The organism is Intestinimonas sp. MSJ-38 (assembly GCF_018917925.1).
Classification (GTDB): Bacteria; Bacillota; Clostridia; order Oscillospirales; family Butyricicoccaceae; genus Pseudobutyricicoccus.
Genome location: NZ_JAHLPO010000009.1, coordinates 14,508 through 29,264, shown reverse-complemented (window position 1 = coordinate 29,264; position 14,757 = coordinate 14,508). Strand labels below are relative to the sequence as shown.

Below are 14,757 nucleotides of genomic sequence, written 5' to 3'. Positions count from 1 at the left end.
ACAAACGAAAAAACAAAAAACAGCGGCGACTCCCAAGGCTGCACACCGCTTCCTCGAAGACGCCCTTTGCCCGTAACCCGTATGCTCGGCTCAAAACCGGTTGGCCGCGGCACACAGACTGTGCCGCTTAATGCTGCTCGGTTCCCCGCCTGACATGGTTCACGGCGGTCTGTTGCGCGGGACCGATCTCTCTCAGCTTTACATACGAGGCAGACGGCAAAAAGACGAATCCTCTGAAACGGAATTAACCCCTGCATATAGCGGATTTCAGGTGATAAGGAACCGCTGACTCCCCGGTTAGTGCAGCCTTGGCAAGCGCCGCTGCAAAAGATATTATAATACATCTTCCCCGATTTATCAACTGGTTCTTGGGGAAAGAAGGGAGGATGCGGAAATTTTCCCTATGTTAGTTTGCGTTGCTTGTGTTTTTATGGCGCCTTTGCTATATTGGTGGGCAGCATAGGAGGGAAAGTGATGTTTGAAGAAAACCTGAAAAAGTTGCGGAAGGAAAAAGGACTGTCCCAACAGGAGGTGGCCCTGCGGCTTCATGTGGTGCGGCAGACGGTGTCCAAATGGGAGCAAGGGCTGTCGGTGCCCGATGCCGATCTGCTGGTGAAGCTGGCCGATGTGCTGGAGACCGATGTATCCCATTTGCTCTGTGGAGAGGCTGACAGAAGAGAAAGCCGGGGACAGGAGGAAGCGCTGGTGGAGCAGTTGGTGGAGCTCAACCGTCAGCTGGCGGAAAAGAAACGCAGGGGCCGGCGAATCTGGAAGGCAGTAGGAATTGCGGTGGCCTTGTTCCTGTTGTTTTATGTGCTGCTGGTGGTGCTGGGCAGTGTGGCCTTTCAGCAGATGAAAGCCGAAGAAGGTGTGGAGGTCATCACCTGGGAGCAGGAAGAACTCCAGCCATGATCCAGAGGGTACAGGTTTTACTTTTCGGGGAAAGCAAGAAAAAAGCAAGAGAAGGATGGGACTTAAAAAATGGGATGTATGATAATGGGATGTATGATATAATAACCGCAAACATGGTGAAGAGGCCATTTTGCGAGTATTCTGTGGCAGCGTGGAAATTATCCTGCGGAGGTGGAAAAATGCGTCCCAGCCATCTGTCCCCAAAACAGATTTTTGATTATGCCTGTATGGATGCCGAAACATTATACCAGAAGCTAGGGGTTTCTCCTGCGGGGCTCAGCCAGGAGGAAGCGGAAAAAAGCCGGGCGCAGCACGGCAAAAACAGCGGGCCAGGGCGAAAGAGCGATACCGTGCTTCACCGGCTGCGAAGAGCTTTTGTCAATCCCTTTGCTGTGATTCTGCTGGTGTTGGCCAGCATCTCCCTTGTGACCGATGTGTTTCTCGCGTCCAATTTCAGCCGCAATATGACCACGGCCATCATCATTCTGGGCATGCTGCTTGTCAGCGGCATCATCCGCTTTATCCAGGAGCCGAGGGCCAAGCGGGTGGCCGACCGGCTGACGGAGATGATCGCCTCCGAAGTTCTGGTGCGGCGGGATGGCCGGTGGATGGAGCTTCCCGCCGATGAACCGGTGGTGGGAGATTATGTCCGGCTGCAGGCTGGAAACCGTATCCCGGCGGACATTCGCCTGCTGGAGGCCAAGGATCTGTTTGTCTCCCAGTCGGTGATCACCGGCGAAAGCGGGATTTTGGAAAAACGCGCTACAACCCTCCCGCCGGGGAAGTTCCGGGCTTACAGCCAGTGTCACAATCTGGTTTTTATGGGGTCTTCCGTCATGGGCGGCACCGGCGAGGGCGTGGTGCTGGCCGTGGGATCGGATACTGTTTACGGCGGCTTTCCCAGAAGCCAGAAGCGGCCGAAGGATGGGTTTGATCAAGGGGCCCATTCCATTGCCTGGGTGCTCATTCGCTTTATGGCGGTGCTGATGCCCTTTATACTTATGGACGCATATCGCAAACAAAAAAGTATAAAAATTTCAGTATCATTGTAGCGAACACACTATTTGTACTAAGTGCTATTAAAAAAACACCTGGTATCTCAACAAGAGAATCAGCTGAAAAATTAGAGGTATCAGAACGCTCTGTGCAGCGATACATTGAAACACTTCGGATTGCAGGAGAATGGATCGAGTATGACACAGCATTAAAAGGCTGGAAATTGAGCGTTGGCAAATCGGTTCTATGGGATGATTTCTAAAAATGCGGGAGGATTTAGAATGGAACATACAGAGAAATATATAAGCGATATTGAATTGCTATTTCAAGAATGGAAAAACAAAGCACCTTCGGATGATATTAACCACAGTAAAAATGTGTTCATTCGAGACGGTATTGTTTGCCCGGAGCAGTGGTTTTCCCAAAAAGTGCGCCCCTTGTTTCTGCTCAAAGAAGCATATCACGGAACAGGCGACTGGGATTTAATAAAGGATCATTTGCTAACCAAAGAAAAAATGGGAAAGCACATTACATGGAAAAGGGTATCTCAATGGACGCAAGGACTACTACATACATCAACCACCTATTTATGCCCGTTTAGAGACGAAGCGGCTATGCACTATTTTGGAAATGAGCAGCTCCGCCAGATTGCCGTTGTCAATGTGAAGAAGAGTGACGGAGCGAAAGACTCTAAGAAAGACAATATTTTGCAATATGCACAGCTCGATTGCACAGAATTGCGCCGTGAAATCGAACTGATTGACCCAACTATTATTGTGTGCGGATATACCATAACATCTCTCAATATCATTTTGGGATATAACATCAAAGATAGGCAAAACTCTAACCTTTACTATTTTACACGGCTGAATGGTCACGATGTCATTGTGCTGGACTATTATCATCCGTCAAATCGTTATCCAGATATAATGAATTATTACGGGCTGATAGGAAGCTATCAGCAAGCACTGATATGTCAAGAAAAGGGGTGTGTTCAAGGTGACTTGTATTAAAGCTACCATTCAAGTTCCATGTGAATTGGCTTATGATGAGGTCTGGCACAGTGAAAACGGACTGATTAAAGTTTCAAAGGATGGATTGTGGGGCTTTATAAGCGAAAAGGGAACCATTGCCATTCCTATTGAGTATGATACAGTATCTCAGTCCAATAAAATGGCCTGATATGTGTTGAGAAAAACGGGCTGTATGGACTTCTTGATGTAAATGGAAATGTTCTCATTCCATGCATTTATGAAGAAGAATTTCATTTTCTCTCAAAGAATTTATGGGGTAAAAAAGACGGAAAATATTGCTTGCTGAATATGGCTGGAGCGTATATCACCAAAGATTGGTTTGATGAAATATGGTGCGGCTATGACGATTTATGTGCTGTGAGGGTCGGCGGGAAATGGGGCGTTGTTTCCGAAATAACAGGTGAACTCCTTGTCGATATAAGGTATCAGCAAGCCTATCCTATTTTTGATAAGTTGATAAGAATAAAGCTACAAGGGAAATGGGGGTTGTTACACCACAGCGGATATGAGATTTTACCACCCATTTACTCCGATATGCGGGAAAGCAATACTGGGGTGATTTGCGTTAAGAAAGACGGCAAATGGGGAATTGTAAAACTATCCATGAAGGAGAAATAAGAAAATATCATGCGTGGGAGATGCGTGGGAGATAGCAAAGCCAGCCGAGCCAGTCAACGGTCAAGATGAACGGCACATATAAAATGCGCCGCCGTTGACAGTCCCGCCCGTCTTTGCTAACGGGTAATCAAGGCGGGAAAGCCCTAAAATGGCTTCCCGCCCATTTCAATTTTGGGAAAAGAAACGCTTCAAAATCGCTTTACGCTGATTAGCGTTTCTTGTTTGCATTTCGGGCAGAATAGCGGGAAGTTTTCAAGTATAATATCTTCCCGCATTTTCAGCCGGGGTTTATTTTTGCAAACGGGACACAAAATAAATTCTGTGTTTTGCATATATTTTGCGCCCCTATTCTAACATTATACTTTTAATAGATAGCTTCTTTATGTTCAAGGAGTATAGATACATAATAAGCTCATAGGTAATAGCAAACGCAATTAGCGTAATTACAAGAGCCTTGAAATCAAAATTATATCCAGGCATATTTTCTATATCGGCAAATACAAAGGTCATCACAAGTTTAAGTAATACATACTGATAAACCGTACCGATTGCAAAACCGATATACGAGATAGGTCTATACGCTCCGAGTATGGCACGACTGCAAATGTTATCCTCATATCCGAATACCCTCATCATAGCAATCGTTTTCGTATTACCTTTTACAACACTTGTAAGGGATAGAAATAAAGTTATAAAGGCAAGTATCAATCCGATCAACAAGATCATCCAAGCAAATGTTTCACTTGCAAGTTCGTTCATAGACAACGACATTTGTACCATGGCTGAAAAACAAAACGCCGAGAATGCAATGAAGAAAACAAGTGCCTTTTTACTTTTGAGCGTTGTATGTGATAATCCTTTCAAAAATGGAGTGTTCGATTTATCTTCTTTGCTGATTTTTGATTTGCTTTCTCGCTTTTCTCGTAACAAATCCAATACGGGATTTTTCAACTTGAAGTATGCAAATAACACCGATATAACAGTAAAAACGATTGAAGGGATACCCACCAAAGCAAATGTCAAAAAAGGGTGAAATTGCGGGGTGAGTTCGGGAAAAAGCTCCTCTGCATTTTGTATCTCATAAAATGTAGGCAGATAGAGAAAAGCTACTATAAACCCTAAAATGCAACCCACAAAAACGGAAAGTCCGAATACCCAAAAGTGTTTTGCAATTTTGATATTGGAATAGCCGAGAGCTTTAAGTATTCCAAGTTCTTTGCCGTGTGTGTCGATATAGTTTTTTACATAGAACAAAAGCATAACAATAGATGTTGCAACCAAACAACCACCTGTAACGGTTGCCGTGACTTTTCCCATTGAAACTTGTGCGTTATACATCAAAATACCTGCTTCTGTTGTGATCTCATTTTCTATCGAAACAAGATCTATATTGTAATTCAAAAACAGAGTACAAACAAAAACGGCGCAACAAGCTATGATTGATATTCCAAATAACTTTAAGGTGTCTTTAATTCCAATTATCATAACCTTACCACCCGATCTCGTATGCGGTCTTTTGTGTCGAATTGGAGTAAATCTCGGCTATTCTACCGCTATTCATTTTTATAACCGTATTTGCCATTTCAGCTATGTTCTGATTGTGTGTAACCATAACAATGGTAAACCCGTATTCCTTGTGTAATTTGCAGATATAATCAAGAACTTGCCTGCCCGTTTCTTCATCAAGCGCCCCCGTAGGCTCGTCCAAAAATAAAACTTTGGGTTTCTTGGCAAGAGCGCGAGCTACTGATACTCTTTGTTGTTCACCGCCCGAAAGCTCACTTGGATATTTCTTCGCTTTTTCTTCAAGCCCTACGGCTTTTATAATTTCTTCGTATTCTTGATTATTCGCAAGATCAGCTCCCATTCTTACATTTTTTTCAACGGTCATATTGGGGAGCAAATAATACTGTTGAAAGATAAAACCGATATTATCCTTTCGGAATTTGGTAAGAGCTGTGTCGGACAGTTCTGTAATATCCACATCATTGTATTTGATACTACCGTCGTCAACACATTCAAGCCCCGAAAGGCAATTTAGAAACGTAGATTTGCCCGATCCAGAAGCACCTAAAATAACGGTAAATTCTCCGTCAGTAATTTGCAAACCAAAGCCTTTCAAAACCTCATTTTTTTCGCCGTATGCCTTCTTAATATTTGATACTGTAATCATTGTTCTGCTCCTATAATTTCTTTTAATGTGCCTTTGAAAACCTCGGAAATCATATTTGCAATTTCGTCAGCCGCAAAGGTACACATATTTGTCGCACAAAGTACCGCTATCCCGTGTGTGTATATCCACAAATGCTTATAAAGTCGTTCTGATTTTTCTTTGGATAGATTATAGCAGTTTTGAACGGATAACAAGATTGCCTCATAGTTATCGTCAATCACGGGTAATATGTTTGAAACAGAGGGCTGTTGAGATTGTTCCGACATAAACAATAATTGAAACAAACGAGGCTCTTTTATCGCAAACATAATGTACTGCGTGCCTATGCCCTTAAATGCTAATTCTTCTTCCAATCCTTTTTTGACGTATTCGGAATAAACGGCTCTTGCCGCTTTGTTAATTTCTGCTTGCACCTCTTCCATATTTTCAAACACTGTAAATATTGGACAAGCCGAGCTTCCAAGCCTTTTTCCTAAAGCTCTGGCGGTCAGATTTTCCATACCTTCGTTACGAATAATATCTAACCCTGCTTCCGCTATTTGTTGTTTCGTAAATTTTGCTTTTGGTGGCATATGTGTTAGCTCCTTTATCAGGATTGATTGTTCTATAACGCTTGTTATATCATAGTATAAAAAAAGAATTATGTCAATCTAGTATATATATAAATTCATAAAAAAGTTTAATTTGGTTTCATTACAGAAACCGCACCTAATGAATTAAAGGAATTATAATGGCTAACACTATGAATTGTGTAATCATATCCGAGAAAGAAGATGAACTGTATAATATAAGTGTAGGAATTGTTTTTGCACAAAGGAACATATTAGCTATGAAAAGACCCGTACCACTTTATGACTTTACGGCGTTTGGAAAGGCTATAAAAGAGGCAAGAACAAAACGAGGCGAGTCTCGCAAGAAGGTCAGCGACGATATGAACTTATCGCCTCGCTATCTTGCGAATATAGAGAACAAAGGACAACGGCCGAGCTTGCAAATCTTTTATGAGCTTGTTACCCGTTACGATATATCCGTAGATCAATACTTTTTCCCCGACAAGAGCGCTGATAAAAGCACACAACATCGTCAGCTTGATACTCTGCTCGACGGGATGAATGATAAGGGATTGCATATCGTTACGGAAACGGCGAAAGCCATCGTCGAAGTCGAAAAGGACAACTGAACACCGAAATTGCATTGAAACGCAGCAGACTCTACGGAGTTTGCCGCGTTTTTCTTTTTTGCTCATTTTTTACGAAAAATCAGCCATTTTACCCCTTCCGAAGTGTAGTAAGGGTAAAGGGGAAAAGTACGAAAGAGTTACGATAGCATTAGTTGTGCTATCACTAACGCTGTTAGTTTGTCAAGAGAAGAACAGAGGGAAGGGGTAAAAAAACAAAACTCCCCCTGGATGCAGCGATCTGCACTGTATCCAGGGGAGAAGAAAATAAAAGGGGGAGTGAGGACTATTTCAGCCTGTCCAGCAGCAGGCCGCCCTGTTCCCGAAGCCACCCGCGGCGGGAGCAATAATCGGGCAGCACCCGCTCCACTCCCTTCCAAAAGCGGGCGGAGTGGTTCATTTCCAGCCGGTGGCACAGTTCATGCACCACTACATAGTCCAACACTTCCGGCGGACAGAGCACCAGCAGGAAATTGAAATTCAGATTCCCTTTGGAAGAGCAGCTGCCCCACCGGGTGTGCTGGGCCCGGATGGTGATGCGGCCATAGTCCACCCCCACCAGAGGGGCAAAATATTCTACCCGCCGGGGAATCTCCTGCAAAGCCAGGTTTCCCAGCCGAACCCGCTCTTCCTGGGAGAGGGGCGGCAGGGCCTGACTGTGCCGGGCAGAAATTTGCTCCAGATGCTTCTGAATCCAGGGGGACTTTTCCGCCACAAAACGGCGGATCTCTTCTTCCGGCAGTTTCAGAGGGGAGCGTACCACAATCTCGCCCTCCCGGGTGATCTGGAGGGCCAGTGTTTTCCGTTTGCTGCGAAGAAGGGTATAGGGATAAAGAGGGGATGAGGGCATGGGAATCTCCTTCCGGCGTGTTTGTTTTCAGTATACCCTCTTCTCATTCCCAGGACAAGAGCCTCTATCCTTTCAGTAAGGGAAGCAGCTGGTTTTCCATCACCCACCAGTGGCTGTAATGGGTGCGCACCAGCGTTTTGGCCAAAAGAGTGGGATCGCTGTCCATCCGGCGCAGAATATCCCGGCCGTGATCCTCATAATAGGCCTGTTCTGAAGGATTGTAGGTCTCTCGGGTGTCAAAACCGAAGTTCCGGGCATCCCAGCGGAGGAAGTAGGCTCCCAGTTTTTCACCCAGTTCCTGCAGGGCTGGCACCGCCTGATTGAGCACCAGGAAATTTCCCCGGCTGGCGGCTTCCAACACCGTCAGGCCAAAGGACTCGGAATAGGAAGGGCAGATGAACAGATTGGACAGCTGAAACAGTTCCATCACACCCTCTCGGGGAAAGCCCAGAGGATAGCCGATATCGGATGTGAAGAGCAGATTGTCAGCGGGCAGACCGTATTTTTTTCCTTCGGTGCGGATCATTTTTTGTAGAGAGCCGGGGGAATGTCGGTGCAGGGAAAGTCGCAGAACACCGCCCGGGTCTGGCGGGAGGATACCTTTTGGATGGCGCCGCACAACGCGGCCACCTTTTCCAGCCGCAGCCGCTGTTTTTCTTCCAGGGAATAGGCCACCCTGGGCATGGTGCTGACCTCCTTCCACAATAAAAACAAATCAAAAAATATATTTTTATTTTGGCATTGCCCTACGGGTTTGACAAGAGGAGAATGCATGGGAAAAGGATGGCGACGCATCTGTCCCAGGCAAGAAAATGGCATTTACTATTGTGATTACACATATGATGGGCGTAAATTTCAAGCTTCTGTGATGCTGTGAAAAGAGGGGTAAAACTCCTCTTTTCGGAGAGACCAGAAAAAATGAAAAATATTTTGAAAAAAGCGTTGACAATGCAGAAAGCCTGTGGTATTATGAACAAGCAGTCGAGAGACAGCAAAGAAAAAGAAAAGAAAACAACAAAATATGGGGGTATAGCTCAGCTGGGAGAGCGCTTGAATGGCATTCAAGAGGTCAGCGGTTCGATCCCGCTTATCTCCACCATAGGGTCTGATGACCGGAAAAGACTTGTTATCGAAAGGTAACAAGTCTTTTTTTGTATTCAAAAATATAGACAAATCGACATTTCCACTATTCAAACACAAATTCCCTGCCGACAAATAATCCCCTACCTATTAAGAGCGCTGGCTCATTCGATGAATGAACCAGCGCTCTTTTTTTATTTCCGAAGATATTCCTCCCCTCTTACATAACCGATGTGTGCAAACACTTTTGGTTATGAATCTAAAGGAAAGGAGGTAAGCCGAATGAGCGACTGCAAAACCATCGCCATCTGCAACCAGAAAGGCGGCGTGGGAAAGACCACTACGGCGGTCAACCTGGGCATCGGGCTTGCCATGAACGGCAAGAAGGTCTTGCTCGTTGACGCAGACCCCCAGGGCGACCTTACCACCTGTCTTGGCTGGCAGGATACGGACGCACTCTCCATCACGCTGGCGACAAAGCTGGCTGAGGTGATGCGGGAGGAACCCAGCGACCCCATGAGCGGTATTCTGCACCATGAGGAAAAGGTCGATGTCCTGCCCGCCAATCTGGAGCTGTCAGCGCTTGAAATGAGCCTTGTGACGGTAATGAGCAGAGAGACCACCCTGCGGACATATCTCGAACAGGTAAAAGACCATTACGACTATATCCTGATCGACTGTATGCCTTCGCTTGGTATGATAACGCTTAACGCCCTTGCTGCGGCGGACAGCGTGATAATCCCTGTTCAGGCGCAGTATCTTCCGGCAAAGGGAATGACCCAGCTTTTGCAGACCGTTTCAAAGGTCAAGAAGCACATCAACCCCAGCCTGAAGATAGACGGTATTCTGCTGACTCTGGTGGATGGGCGGACAAACCTCGCCAGAAGCACTGTGGAAGCCCTTAGAGCGAACTTTGGGAGCGTCATGCGGATTTATAAGGCATCCATTCCCAGCGCTGTAAAAGCCGCTGAGGTGAGTTCTAAGGGCAAGAGTATTTTTGCCTATGAGCCGAGCAGCCCAGCGTCAAAGGCTTATACCGACTTCACAAGGGAGGTGTTAGCCAGTGGAAGGCAGAAAGAGCGACTTCGTTCTGCCAACGCTCGATGACCTGTTTTCTACACAGGAGCAGCGGGAGGAGGCGAAGCTCGCCAGAATACGGGACATTCCTATTGAGCTGATAGACAGCTTTCCCGACCACCCTTTTAAGGTGAGGGACGATGAGGATATGACCCAGCTTGTGGAGAGCATCAAGGAGCGAGGGGTGATTACTCCCGCTACGGTGAGACCAAAGGACGATGGGCGCTATGAGCTTGTCTCAGGACACCGGCGAAAACGGGCGTGTGAGCTTGCCGGTATGGATACCCTGCGCTGTGAGGTCGTGGAGCTAACAAGAGACGAAGCCACGATTCTGATGGTGGAGAGCAATTTCCAGCGTTCACAAATCCTGCCCAGCGAAAAGGCGTTTGCCTACAAAATGCGGCTTGAAGCAATGAGCAGGCAAGGAAAGAGAACGGATTTAACTTCTACACCACTGGTGGAGAAGTTGTCTGGAGTTAATGCCCTGTCCGTATCAAAGATAGGCGCAGAAGCGGGTGAGAGCCGAGAGCAAATTCGTCGCTATGTCCGCTTGACGAACCTTGTCCCTGAGCTGCTTCAGTTTGTGGACGAAGGCAGAATCAAGATGCGCCCAGCGGTGGAGCTGTCCTATCTGGACGAGGACTGCCAGCGTGATGTGGTGGACGAAATCGACATGACCGATTCCACGCCATCTCACGACCAGACTATCCGAATGAGGAAGTTCTTTGAAGAGGGCAAGCTGACAACCGAGGTCATCCAAGCCATCATGGAGGAAGAAAAGCCGAACCAGAAGGAAAAAATCGTGTTGCGAGGGGAGCGTGTCAGGCAGCTTATCCCGAAATCAGTGCCTTTGAACCAGACGGAGGATTATGTCTGCAAGGCGTTGGAGCATTATGCCAGTTTTCTGCGCCGAAGAGCGGAGCGTGACTCCCGCTAAAATCCCCCATCTCACACTCTTACCCCCTGAGAACTACCTGACTTACCGAGATAAAATAAACTATCTCTCTTTTCTCTATCTCCTAAGTCAGTCTATCTCAACAATCGCATCATTCACGCCAAGCAACAAAGGCTGATATGATAAAAGATTACCCTGCAAATTCCGCCACAAGTTTTATCTGATTTTCGGGAAGTAAGGCAGGAAAATCTTTTTGTCGAAAAAACGCTGGGCTTTGTTTCCGCAGTCTTGGGCTGCGGTTTTTTTATGCCCAAAAATCTAAAATGGAGGATTTGACAATGAATCATTGTATCAAAGGCAAAGGAAAGCGAATGACAGCCCTGCTTCTGGTGCTTGTCCTCGCTCTCTCGATGATTTCCACTACGGCGTTTGCGGCGCAGGAGGATAACTACCATGACCCTGCCGAGCATTGGCTCAATGCTTCAAACCGAACCAATGAGCTTGATGCCAACGCAACCGTCACGCATGAGACCTTCAACTGCGCTGTGTGCGGCGGCGCTCGCTCCTTTATGGCATGGCGCACACCGGAATATACTCGTAACGGTGAGACCGCTATGACCCGCAATGTTCGTTATTCGGACGGTACGCTGGTAGGCGGTGAGGGTACAGGTGCGGTAATGGACGGTCTGCCCGGCTCCAACGCATATTATACGGGCTATCATTGGACTAAAGCCTGTTGTGAGGCCTGCGGCACCATGAACAGCAATATGGGCATCGGGGATTACAGCTTCGGCAGAAATGTATACTGGCTGTACGACTGCGCCCCTGAGTTCACCGAGGAACTGCCCGAACAGGTGAAGTATGAGTATGCGGACAGCACCTATCACACCAGTTCTTCTGTGCTGGAGCGCCACAGTATGCAGACGGAGATTATTCCCCAGATTGGGAATGACCGTTTCGCCATCGTGAAGCATTGCACAGACTGCGAGTACACCAGCACCACCTATGTGGCGGCGAAGTCCGTCATTGCCGACTACTACGGCGTAGTGGACGGTCAGCCACATACGGTCACGATTTCCGATCTGTCCGAGGCTGGCGTATCCACGCAGATTCGCTATGGCAATTCTGCTGAGTCCTGCACTCTTACGAGTGCTCCCAACTACACCGAAAAGGGACAGTATGCCGTTTACTATGAAATCACCTATTCCTATTCCGGCATGACGATGACCGAAAACGGTGTTGCCAATGTCTGGCTGCACGATGAAAAGGAAGATACCGACTGTCCCTGCGGCTGCGGCGACCCTGACTGCGACTGCAAAAATCCCGACTGCAACGGAAGCTGCCATAAGGGAAACTGTGGCGATAAGCACAATTATGTTGTCCTTGAGACGGTCAACCCCACCTGCAAGACCCTCGGCTATACCCGCTACCTCTGCGTAGACTGCGGGAAGATTGAGAAGCGTGACTATGTAAACGCCATCGGTCATGCGTGGCAGAGCATTGTAGTTCGTGACGCTACCTGCGAGGCAGGGAGCAAGGTGCTGAATATCTGCAAAAACTGCGGCGAGTGCGAGGAGACAACTACTCCGAAGGGCGAGCATAAGTACGGCATTTCCGTTGTGGAGCCGACCTGCGTCAGCCCCGGCTATACGGTCAAGGAATGCGAGGTCTGCGGCGACCGCCATATCACCGATATTCAGAACGCCAAGCCCCACAGCTATGAAGCCATCACGACTCCCGCCAACTGCGAGAACGGCGGCTATACCCTGCATCTGTGCAAGGGCTGCGGCAGCTCCTTTATCACCGACTACCCTTGCAGCGAGGCTCGAAAAGTTCAACCTTGAGAGCCTTGCGGCGATGACGCAGACTGACGAGTTGGACTTGCCCTCAATGGGCGAGAAAAAGGTTGCGCTGTTTGCTCTGATTCCCGACAACGACTCCAGTTTCAACTTCCTTGTGTCAATCCTCTACACCCAGCTTTTCCAGCAGTTATTCTATTCAGCAGACCATGTGCATGGCGGCTCCTTGCCTGTGCCGGTTCACTTCCTGATGGACGAGTTTGCCAATGTCTCACTGCCTGATGACTTCGACAAGATTTTATCCGTCATGCGTTCCAGAGGGGTATCGGTTTCGATTATCCTGCAAAATCTGGCGCAGCTCAAAGCGCTGTTTGAAAAGCAGTGGGAGTCCATCGTGGGCAACTGCGATGAGTTTCTCTATTTGGGCGGTAACGAGCAATCGACGCACAAATATGTGTCTGAACTGCTGGGCAAGGAGACGATTGACACAAACACCTTTGGTAAGAGTTCGGGACGGAGCGGAAACTACTCCACTAACTACCAGATCAGCGGTCGTGAGCTTTTGACCCCCGATGAAGTTCGGATGATGGACAATCAGTATGCGATCCTCTTTATCCGAGGGGAGCGCCCTGTGATGGATTTCAAGTATGACATCTTGAAACACCCTGATGTGAAGCTGACCGCCGACGGGGACGGAGAGATTTACCAACATGGCACTGTGAAATCCGATGTTGCGACCATCCTTGTGGGCTGGCTCGACCCTGAGCTTGTCCCCGAGATGGAACTCACAGAAACAAACTACGAGCTTCTGTCCGAGGAGGACTTTGAGGCAGGCAATCAATGAATGGAGGAAATATCTATGAAAATCTTTAACAATAACACCAATAAGGAGACCGGCAAGCTGCCCATGCAGGGCAAGGTCAGGAAAGGGTATCGAACCTACTGCGCTTTGGTAATGGCGCTCACTCTTGCAGTGGGCATGGCGGCTCCGGCGTATGCTGCGGGCGATCCTCTGTCCGTCATCAACAACCTTTCCGATTTCATTTTCGGTCTGATTCGAGCGGTCGGTATGATCCTGCTGGGCTTCGGCATCGTGCAGGTGGGCTTGTCTCTGAAATCTCACGACCCGTCTCAGCGTGCTAACGGCTTCCTGACCCTTGCCGGCGGCGTGATTATCACCTTCGCAAAGGAGATTCTGACTCTTATCGTCGGATAAACACTCAAATCCAAAATCGAAACACTCAGGGAGGGGCGTTCCCAGCGAGGAACACCCCTTCTTTTCGTTTATAGGAGGAGGTGCGAAGATTGAGTGATAATTGGGTTGTTCAGAACCTTGAAAATGCCCTTGAGACATGGAACGACAAACTGGCTGAGATTTGGACGCTTATCACAACGACCCCGCAGGAGTTCAAGGGCGGCGGGATATGGAGTGTCATCGTGAATATCAACGGAGCGGTTCAGGCAATCGGTCTTGCGCTGCTCGTTCTGTTTTTTGTTGTGGGTATGGTAAAGACCTGCGGCAGCTATACGGATGTAAAGAAGCCAGAACATGCCTTGAAGCTCTTTGTTCGATTTGCATTGGCAAAGGGCGCTATCACCTACGGCATGGAGCTGATGCTTGCGCTATTCAACATCGTGCAGGGAACCATCTCGACAATTATGACAGCGGCAGGGTTCAGCTCCGCATCACAGACCGTTCTCCCACCGGAGATGATTACTACTATCGAGGACTGCGGTTTCTTTGAGTCTATCCCCTTATGGGCGGTAACGCTGATAGGTGGACTGTTCATCACTGTGCTGTCTTTCATCTTAATAATGACGGTCTATGGGCGCTTTTTCAAGCTCTATATGTACACAGCGCTTGCGCCGATCCCGCTATCAACCTTTGCGGGAGAACCGTCTCAAAATGTTGGCAAGTCGTTCATCAAGAGCTTCTGTGCGGTCTGCCTTGAGGGAGCGGTTATTGTGTTGGCATGTATCATCTTCTCCCTGTTTGCCTCGTCGCCGCCTGTCGTGAATCCTGATGCGGCGGCAGTCACGCAAGTGTGGTCTTATATCGGAGAGCTGGTTTTTAACATGCTTGTGTTGGTTGGAAGCGTGAAGATGGCAGACCGGATTATTCGTGAGATGATGGGACTGTAAGGTG

General features: G+C 47.8%; 19 protein-coding genes, 1 tRNA gene, 1 other RNA gene and 2 pseudogenes. 15 read left to right on the top strand and 8 right to left on the bottom strand.

Annotated elements, in window-relative coordinates:
- Positions 1-38: 38 nt before the first annotated feature.
- An RNA gene (gene ffs, locus KQI26_RS07180) (signal recognition particle sRNA large type) lies at positions 39-306 on the bottom strand.
- Between the two features lie 168 nt (positions 307-474).
- Between ffs and KQI26_RS07175 the strand changes: the two genes are divergently transcribed.
- The 7 genes and pseudogenes from KQI26_RS07175 (at position 475) to KQI26_RS07145 (ending at position 3,560) form a co-directional block, all read left to right on the top strand.
- Positions 475-912: a helix-turn-helix domain-containing protein gene (locus KQI26_RS07175; RefSeq protein ID WP_216503900.1), complete on the top strand. Its 438-nt coding sequence runs from the start codon at positions 475-477 to the stop codon at positions 910-912.
- Between the two features lie 179 nt (positions 913-1,091).
- The gene (locus KQI26_RS07170) at positions 1,092-1,964 is read left to right on the top strand and encodes a cation-transporting P-type ATPase (protein ID WP_216503899.1); all 873 of its coding nucleotides are present in this window, start codon (positions 1,092-1,094) and stop codon (positions 1,962-1,964) included.
- A complete protein-coding gene (locus KQI26_RS15745) occupies positions 1,868-2,170 on the top strand; it encodes an HTH domain-containing protein (RefSeq protein ID WP_216503949.1) in 303 nt (100 codons plus the stop codon). The genes KQI26_RS07170 and KQI26_RS15745 overlap by 97 nt, the downstream gene beginning before the upstream one ends.
- 19 nt (positions 2,171-2,189) lie before the next feature.
- On the top strand, positions 2,190-2,921 hold the full coding sequence (locus KQI26_RS07160) for a hypothetical protein (RefSeq protein WP_216503898.1): 732 nt from the start codon (positions 2,190-2,192) through the stop codon (positions 2,919-2,921).
- Positions 2,908-3,090: a WG repeat-containing protein gene (locus KQI26_RS15740; protein WP_216503897.1), complete on the top strand. Its 183-nt coding sequence runs from the start codon at positions 2,908-2,910 to the stop codon at positions 3,088-3,090. The genes KQI26_RS07160 and KQI26_RS15740 overlap by 14 nt, the downstream gene beginning before the upstream one ends.
- A pseudogene (locus tag KQI26_RS15735) lies at positions 3,087-3,218 on the top strand (WG repeat-containing protein); the annotation flags it as partial. The gene KQI26_RS15740 and the pseudogene KQI26_RS15735, both read left to right, overlap by 4 nt.
- Positions 3,219-3,230: 12 nt before the next feature.
- Positions 3,231-3,560, top strand: a complete 330-nt coding sequence (locus tag KQI26_RS07145; RefSeq protein WP_253292730.1) for a WG repeat-containing protein — start codon at positions 3,231-3,233, stop codon at positions 3,558-3,560.
- 188 nt (positions 3,561-3,748) lie between these two features.
- Here KQI26_RS07145 and KQI26_RS07140 read toward each other — a convergent pair whose 3' ends face one another.
- The 4 genes from KQI26_RS07140 to KQI26_RS07125 are packed head-to-tail and all read right to left on the bottom strand — an operon-like array spanning position 3,749 to position 6,305.
- Entirely contained in the window at positions 3,749-3,892 is a 144-nt protein-coding gene (locus KQI26_RS07140; protein ID WP_216503895.1) for a cysteine-rich KTR domain-containing protein, read from the bottom strand.
- A 13-nt stretch (positions 3,893-3,905) separates the two neighbouring features.
- Positions 3,906-5,045: an FtsX-like permease family protein gene (locus tag KQI26_RS07135; RefSeq protein WP_216503894.1), complete on the bottom strand. Its 1,140-nt coding sequence runs from the start codon at positions 5,043-5,045 to the stop codon at positions 3,906-3,908.
- A 4-nt stretch (positions 5,046-5,049) separates the two neighbouring features.
- Positions 5,050-5,733, bottom strand: coding sequence for an ABC transporter ATP-binding protein (locus tag KQI26_RS07130; protein ID WP_216503893.1), 684 nt, complete (start codon positions 5,731-5,733; stop codon positions 5,050-5,052).
- On the bottom strand, positions 5,730-6,305 hold the full coding sequence (locus KQI26_RS07125; protein ID WP_216503892.1) for a TetR/AcrR family transcriptional regulator: 576 nt from the start codon (positions 6,303-6,305) through the stop codon (positions 5,730-5,732). The genes KQI26_RS07130 and KQI26_RS07125 overlap by 4 nt, the downstream gene beginning before the upstream one ends.
- A gap of 257 nt (positions 6,306-6,562) precedes the next feature.
- Here KQI26_RS07125 and KQI26_RS07120 point away from each other — a divergent pair, with 257 nt between their 5' ends.
- Positions 6,563-6,913 (top strand): helix-turn-helix transcriptional regulator, encoded by a 351-nt coding sequence (locus KQI26_RS07120; RefSeq protein ID WP_216503891.1) that lies wholly within the window; start codon positions 6,563-6,565, stop codon positions 6,911-6,913.
- Positions 6,914-7,196: 283 nt separating this feature from the next.
- Here the strand turns inward: KQI26_RS07120 and KQI26_RS07115 are convergent, their stop codons facing one another.
- The 3 genes from KQI26_RS07115 to KQI26_RS07105 form a co-directional block, all read right to left on the bottom strand.
- Positions 7,197-7,760 carry a M48 family metallopeptidase gene (locus KQI26_RS07115; protein WP_216503890.1) on the bottom strand — a complete coding sequence of 188 codons (564 nt, stop codon included), beginning with the start codon at positions 7,758-7,760 and terminating at the stop codon, positions 7,197-7,199.
- Positions 7,761-7,824: 64 nt separating this feature from the next.
- The gene (locus KQI26_RS07110; protein ID WP_216503889.1) at positions 7,825-8,286 is read right to left on the bottom strand and encodes a glycosyltransferase; all 462 of its coding nucleotides are present in this window, start codon (positions 8,284-8,286) and stop codon (positions 7,825-7,827) included.
- A complete protein-coding gene (locus KQI26_RS07105) occupies positions 8,283-8,444 on the bottom strand; it encodes a hypothetical protein (protein WP_216503888.1) in 162 nt (53 codons plus the stop codon). Before KQI26_RS07105 ends, KQI26_RS07110 begins: the two co-directional genes overlap by 4 nt.
- Before the next feature lie 339 nt (positions 8,445-8,783).
- Between KQI26_RS07105 and KQI26_RS07100 the strand changes: the two genes are divergently transcribed.
- The 7 genes and pseudogenes from KQI26_RS07100 (at position 8,784) to KQI26_RS07070 (ending at position 14,753) form a co-directional block, all read left to right on the top strand.
- Positions 8,784-8,859: transfer RNA gene (locus KQI26_RS07100), tRNA-Ala, on the top strand.
- A gap of 263 nt (positions 8,860-9,122) precedes the next feature.
- Entirely contained in the window at positions 9,123-9,947 is an 825-nt protein-coding gene (locus KQI26_RS07095; RefSeq protein WP_216503887.1) for a ParA family protein, read from the top strand.
- On the top strand, positions 9,904-10,854 hold the full coding sequence (locus KQI26_RS07090) for a ParB/RepB/Spo0J family partition protein (RefSeq protein ID WP_216503886.1): 951 nt from the start codon (positions 9,904-9,906) through the stop codon (positions 10,852-10,854). The genes KQI26_RS07095 and KQI26_RS07090 overlap by 44 nt, the downstream gene beginning before the upstream one ends.
- Before the next feature lie 296 nt (positions 10,855-11,150).
- On the top strand, positions 11,151-12,656 hold the full coding sequence (locus KQI26_RS07085) for a hypothetical protein (protein WP_216503885.1): 1,506 nt from the start codon (positions 11,151-11,153) through the stop codon (positions 12,654-12,656).
- A pseudogene (locus KQI26_RS07080) lies at positions 12,622-13,455 on the top strand (VirD4-like conjugal transfer protein, CD1115 family); the annotation flags it as partial. The gene KQI26_RS07085 and the pseudogene KQI26_RS07080, both read left to right, overlap by 35 nt.
- A gap of 15 nt (positions 13,456-13,470) precedes the next feature.
- Complete coding sequence (locus KQI26_RS07075; protein ID WP_216503884.1) at positions 13,471-13,827, top strand: glutamyl-tRNA amidotransferase; 357 nt, start codon at positions 13,471-13,473, stop codon at positions 13,825-13,827.
- 89 nt (positions 13,828-13,916) lie between these two features.
- Positions 13,917-14,753 carry a hypothetical protein gene (locus KQI26_RS07070; protein ID WP_216503883.1) on the top strand — a complete coding sequence of 279 codons (837 nt, stop codon included), beginning with the start codon at positions 13,917-13,919 and terminating at the stop codon, positions 14,751-14,753.
- The last annotated feature ends 4 nt before the right edge of the window (positions 14,754-14,757 follow it).

Coding starts and splice junctions, on each gene's coding strand:
- KQI26_RS07175 (WP_216503900.1), top strand. CDS start 475: ATGTTTGAAGAAAACCTGAAAAAGTTGCGGAAGGAAAAAGGACTGTCC.
- KQI26_RS07170 (WP_216503899.1), top strand. CDS start 1,092: ATGCGTCCCAGCCATCTGTCCCCAAAACAGATTTTTGATTATGCCTGT.
- KQI26_RS07160 (WP_216503898.1), top strand. CDS start 2,190: ATGGAACATACAGAGAAATATATAAGCGATATTGAATTGCTATTTCAA.
- KQI26_RS07145 (WP_253292730.1), top strand. CDS start 3,231: ATGGCTGGAGCGTATATCACCAAAGATTGGTTTGATGAAATATGGTGC.
- KQI26_RS07140 (WP_216503895.1), bottom strand. CDS start 3,892: ATGCAAAACACAGAATTTATTTTGTGTCCCGTTTGCAAAAATAAACCC.
- KQI26_RS07135 (WP_216503894.1), bottom strand. CDS start 5,045: ATGATAATTGGAATTAAAGACACCTTAAAGTTATTTGGAATATCAATC.
- KQI26_RS07130 (WP_216503893.1), bottom strand. CDS start 5,733: ATGATTACAGTATCAAATATTAAGAAGGCATACGGCGAAAAAAATGAG.
- KQI26_RS07125 (WP_216503892.1), bottom strand. CDS start 6,305: ATGCCACCAAAAGCAAAATTTACGAAACAACAAATAGCGGAAGCAGGG.
- KQI26_RS07120 (WP_216503891.1), top strand. CDS start 6,563: ATGAAAAGACCCGTACCACTTTATGACTTTACGGCGTTTGGAAAGGCT.
- KQI26_RS07115 (WP_216503890.1), bottom strand. CDS start 7,760: ATGCCCTCATCCCCTCTTTATCCCTATACCCTTCTTCGCAGCAAACGG.
- KQI26_RS07110 (WP_216503889.1), bottom strand. CDS start 8,286: ATGATCCGCACCGAAGGAAAAAAATACGGTCTGCCCGCTGACAATCTG.
- KQI26_RS07105 (WP_216503888.1), bottom strand. CDS start 8,444: ATGCCCAGGGTGGCCTATTCCCTGGAAGAAAAACAGCGGCTGCGGCTG.
- KQI26_RS07095 (WP_216503887.1), top strand. CDS start 9,123: ATGAGCGACTGCAAAACCATCGCCATCTGCAACCAGAAAGGCGGCGTG.
- KQI26_RS07085 (WP_216503885.1), top strand. CDS start 11,151: ATGAATCATTGTATCAAAGGCAAAGGAAAGCGAATGACAGCCCTGCTT.
- KQI26_RS07075 (WP_216503884.1), top strand. CDS start 13,471: ATGAAAATCTTTAACAATAACACCAATAAGGAGACCGGCAAGCTGCCC.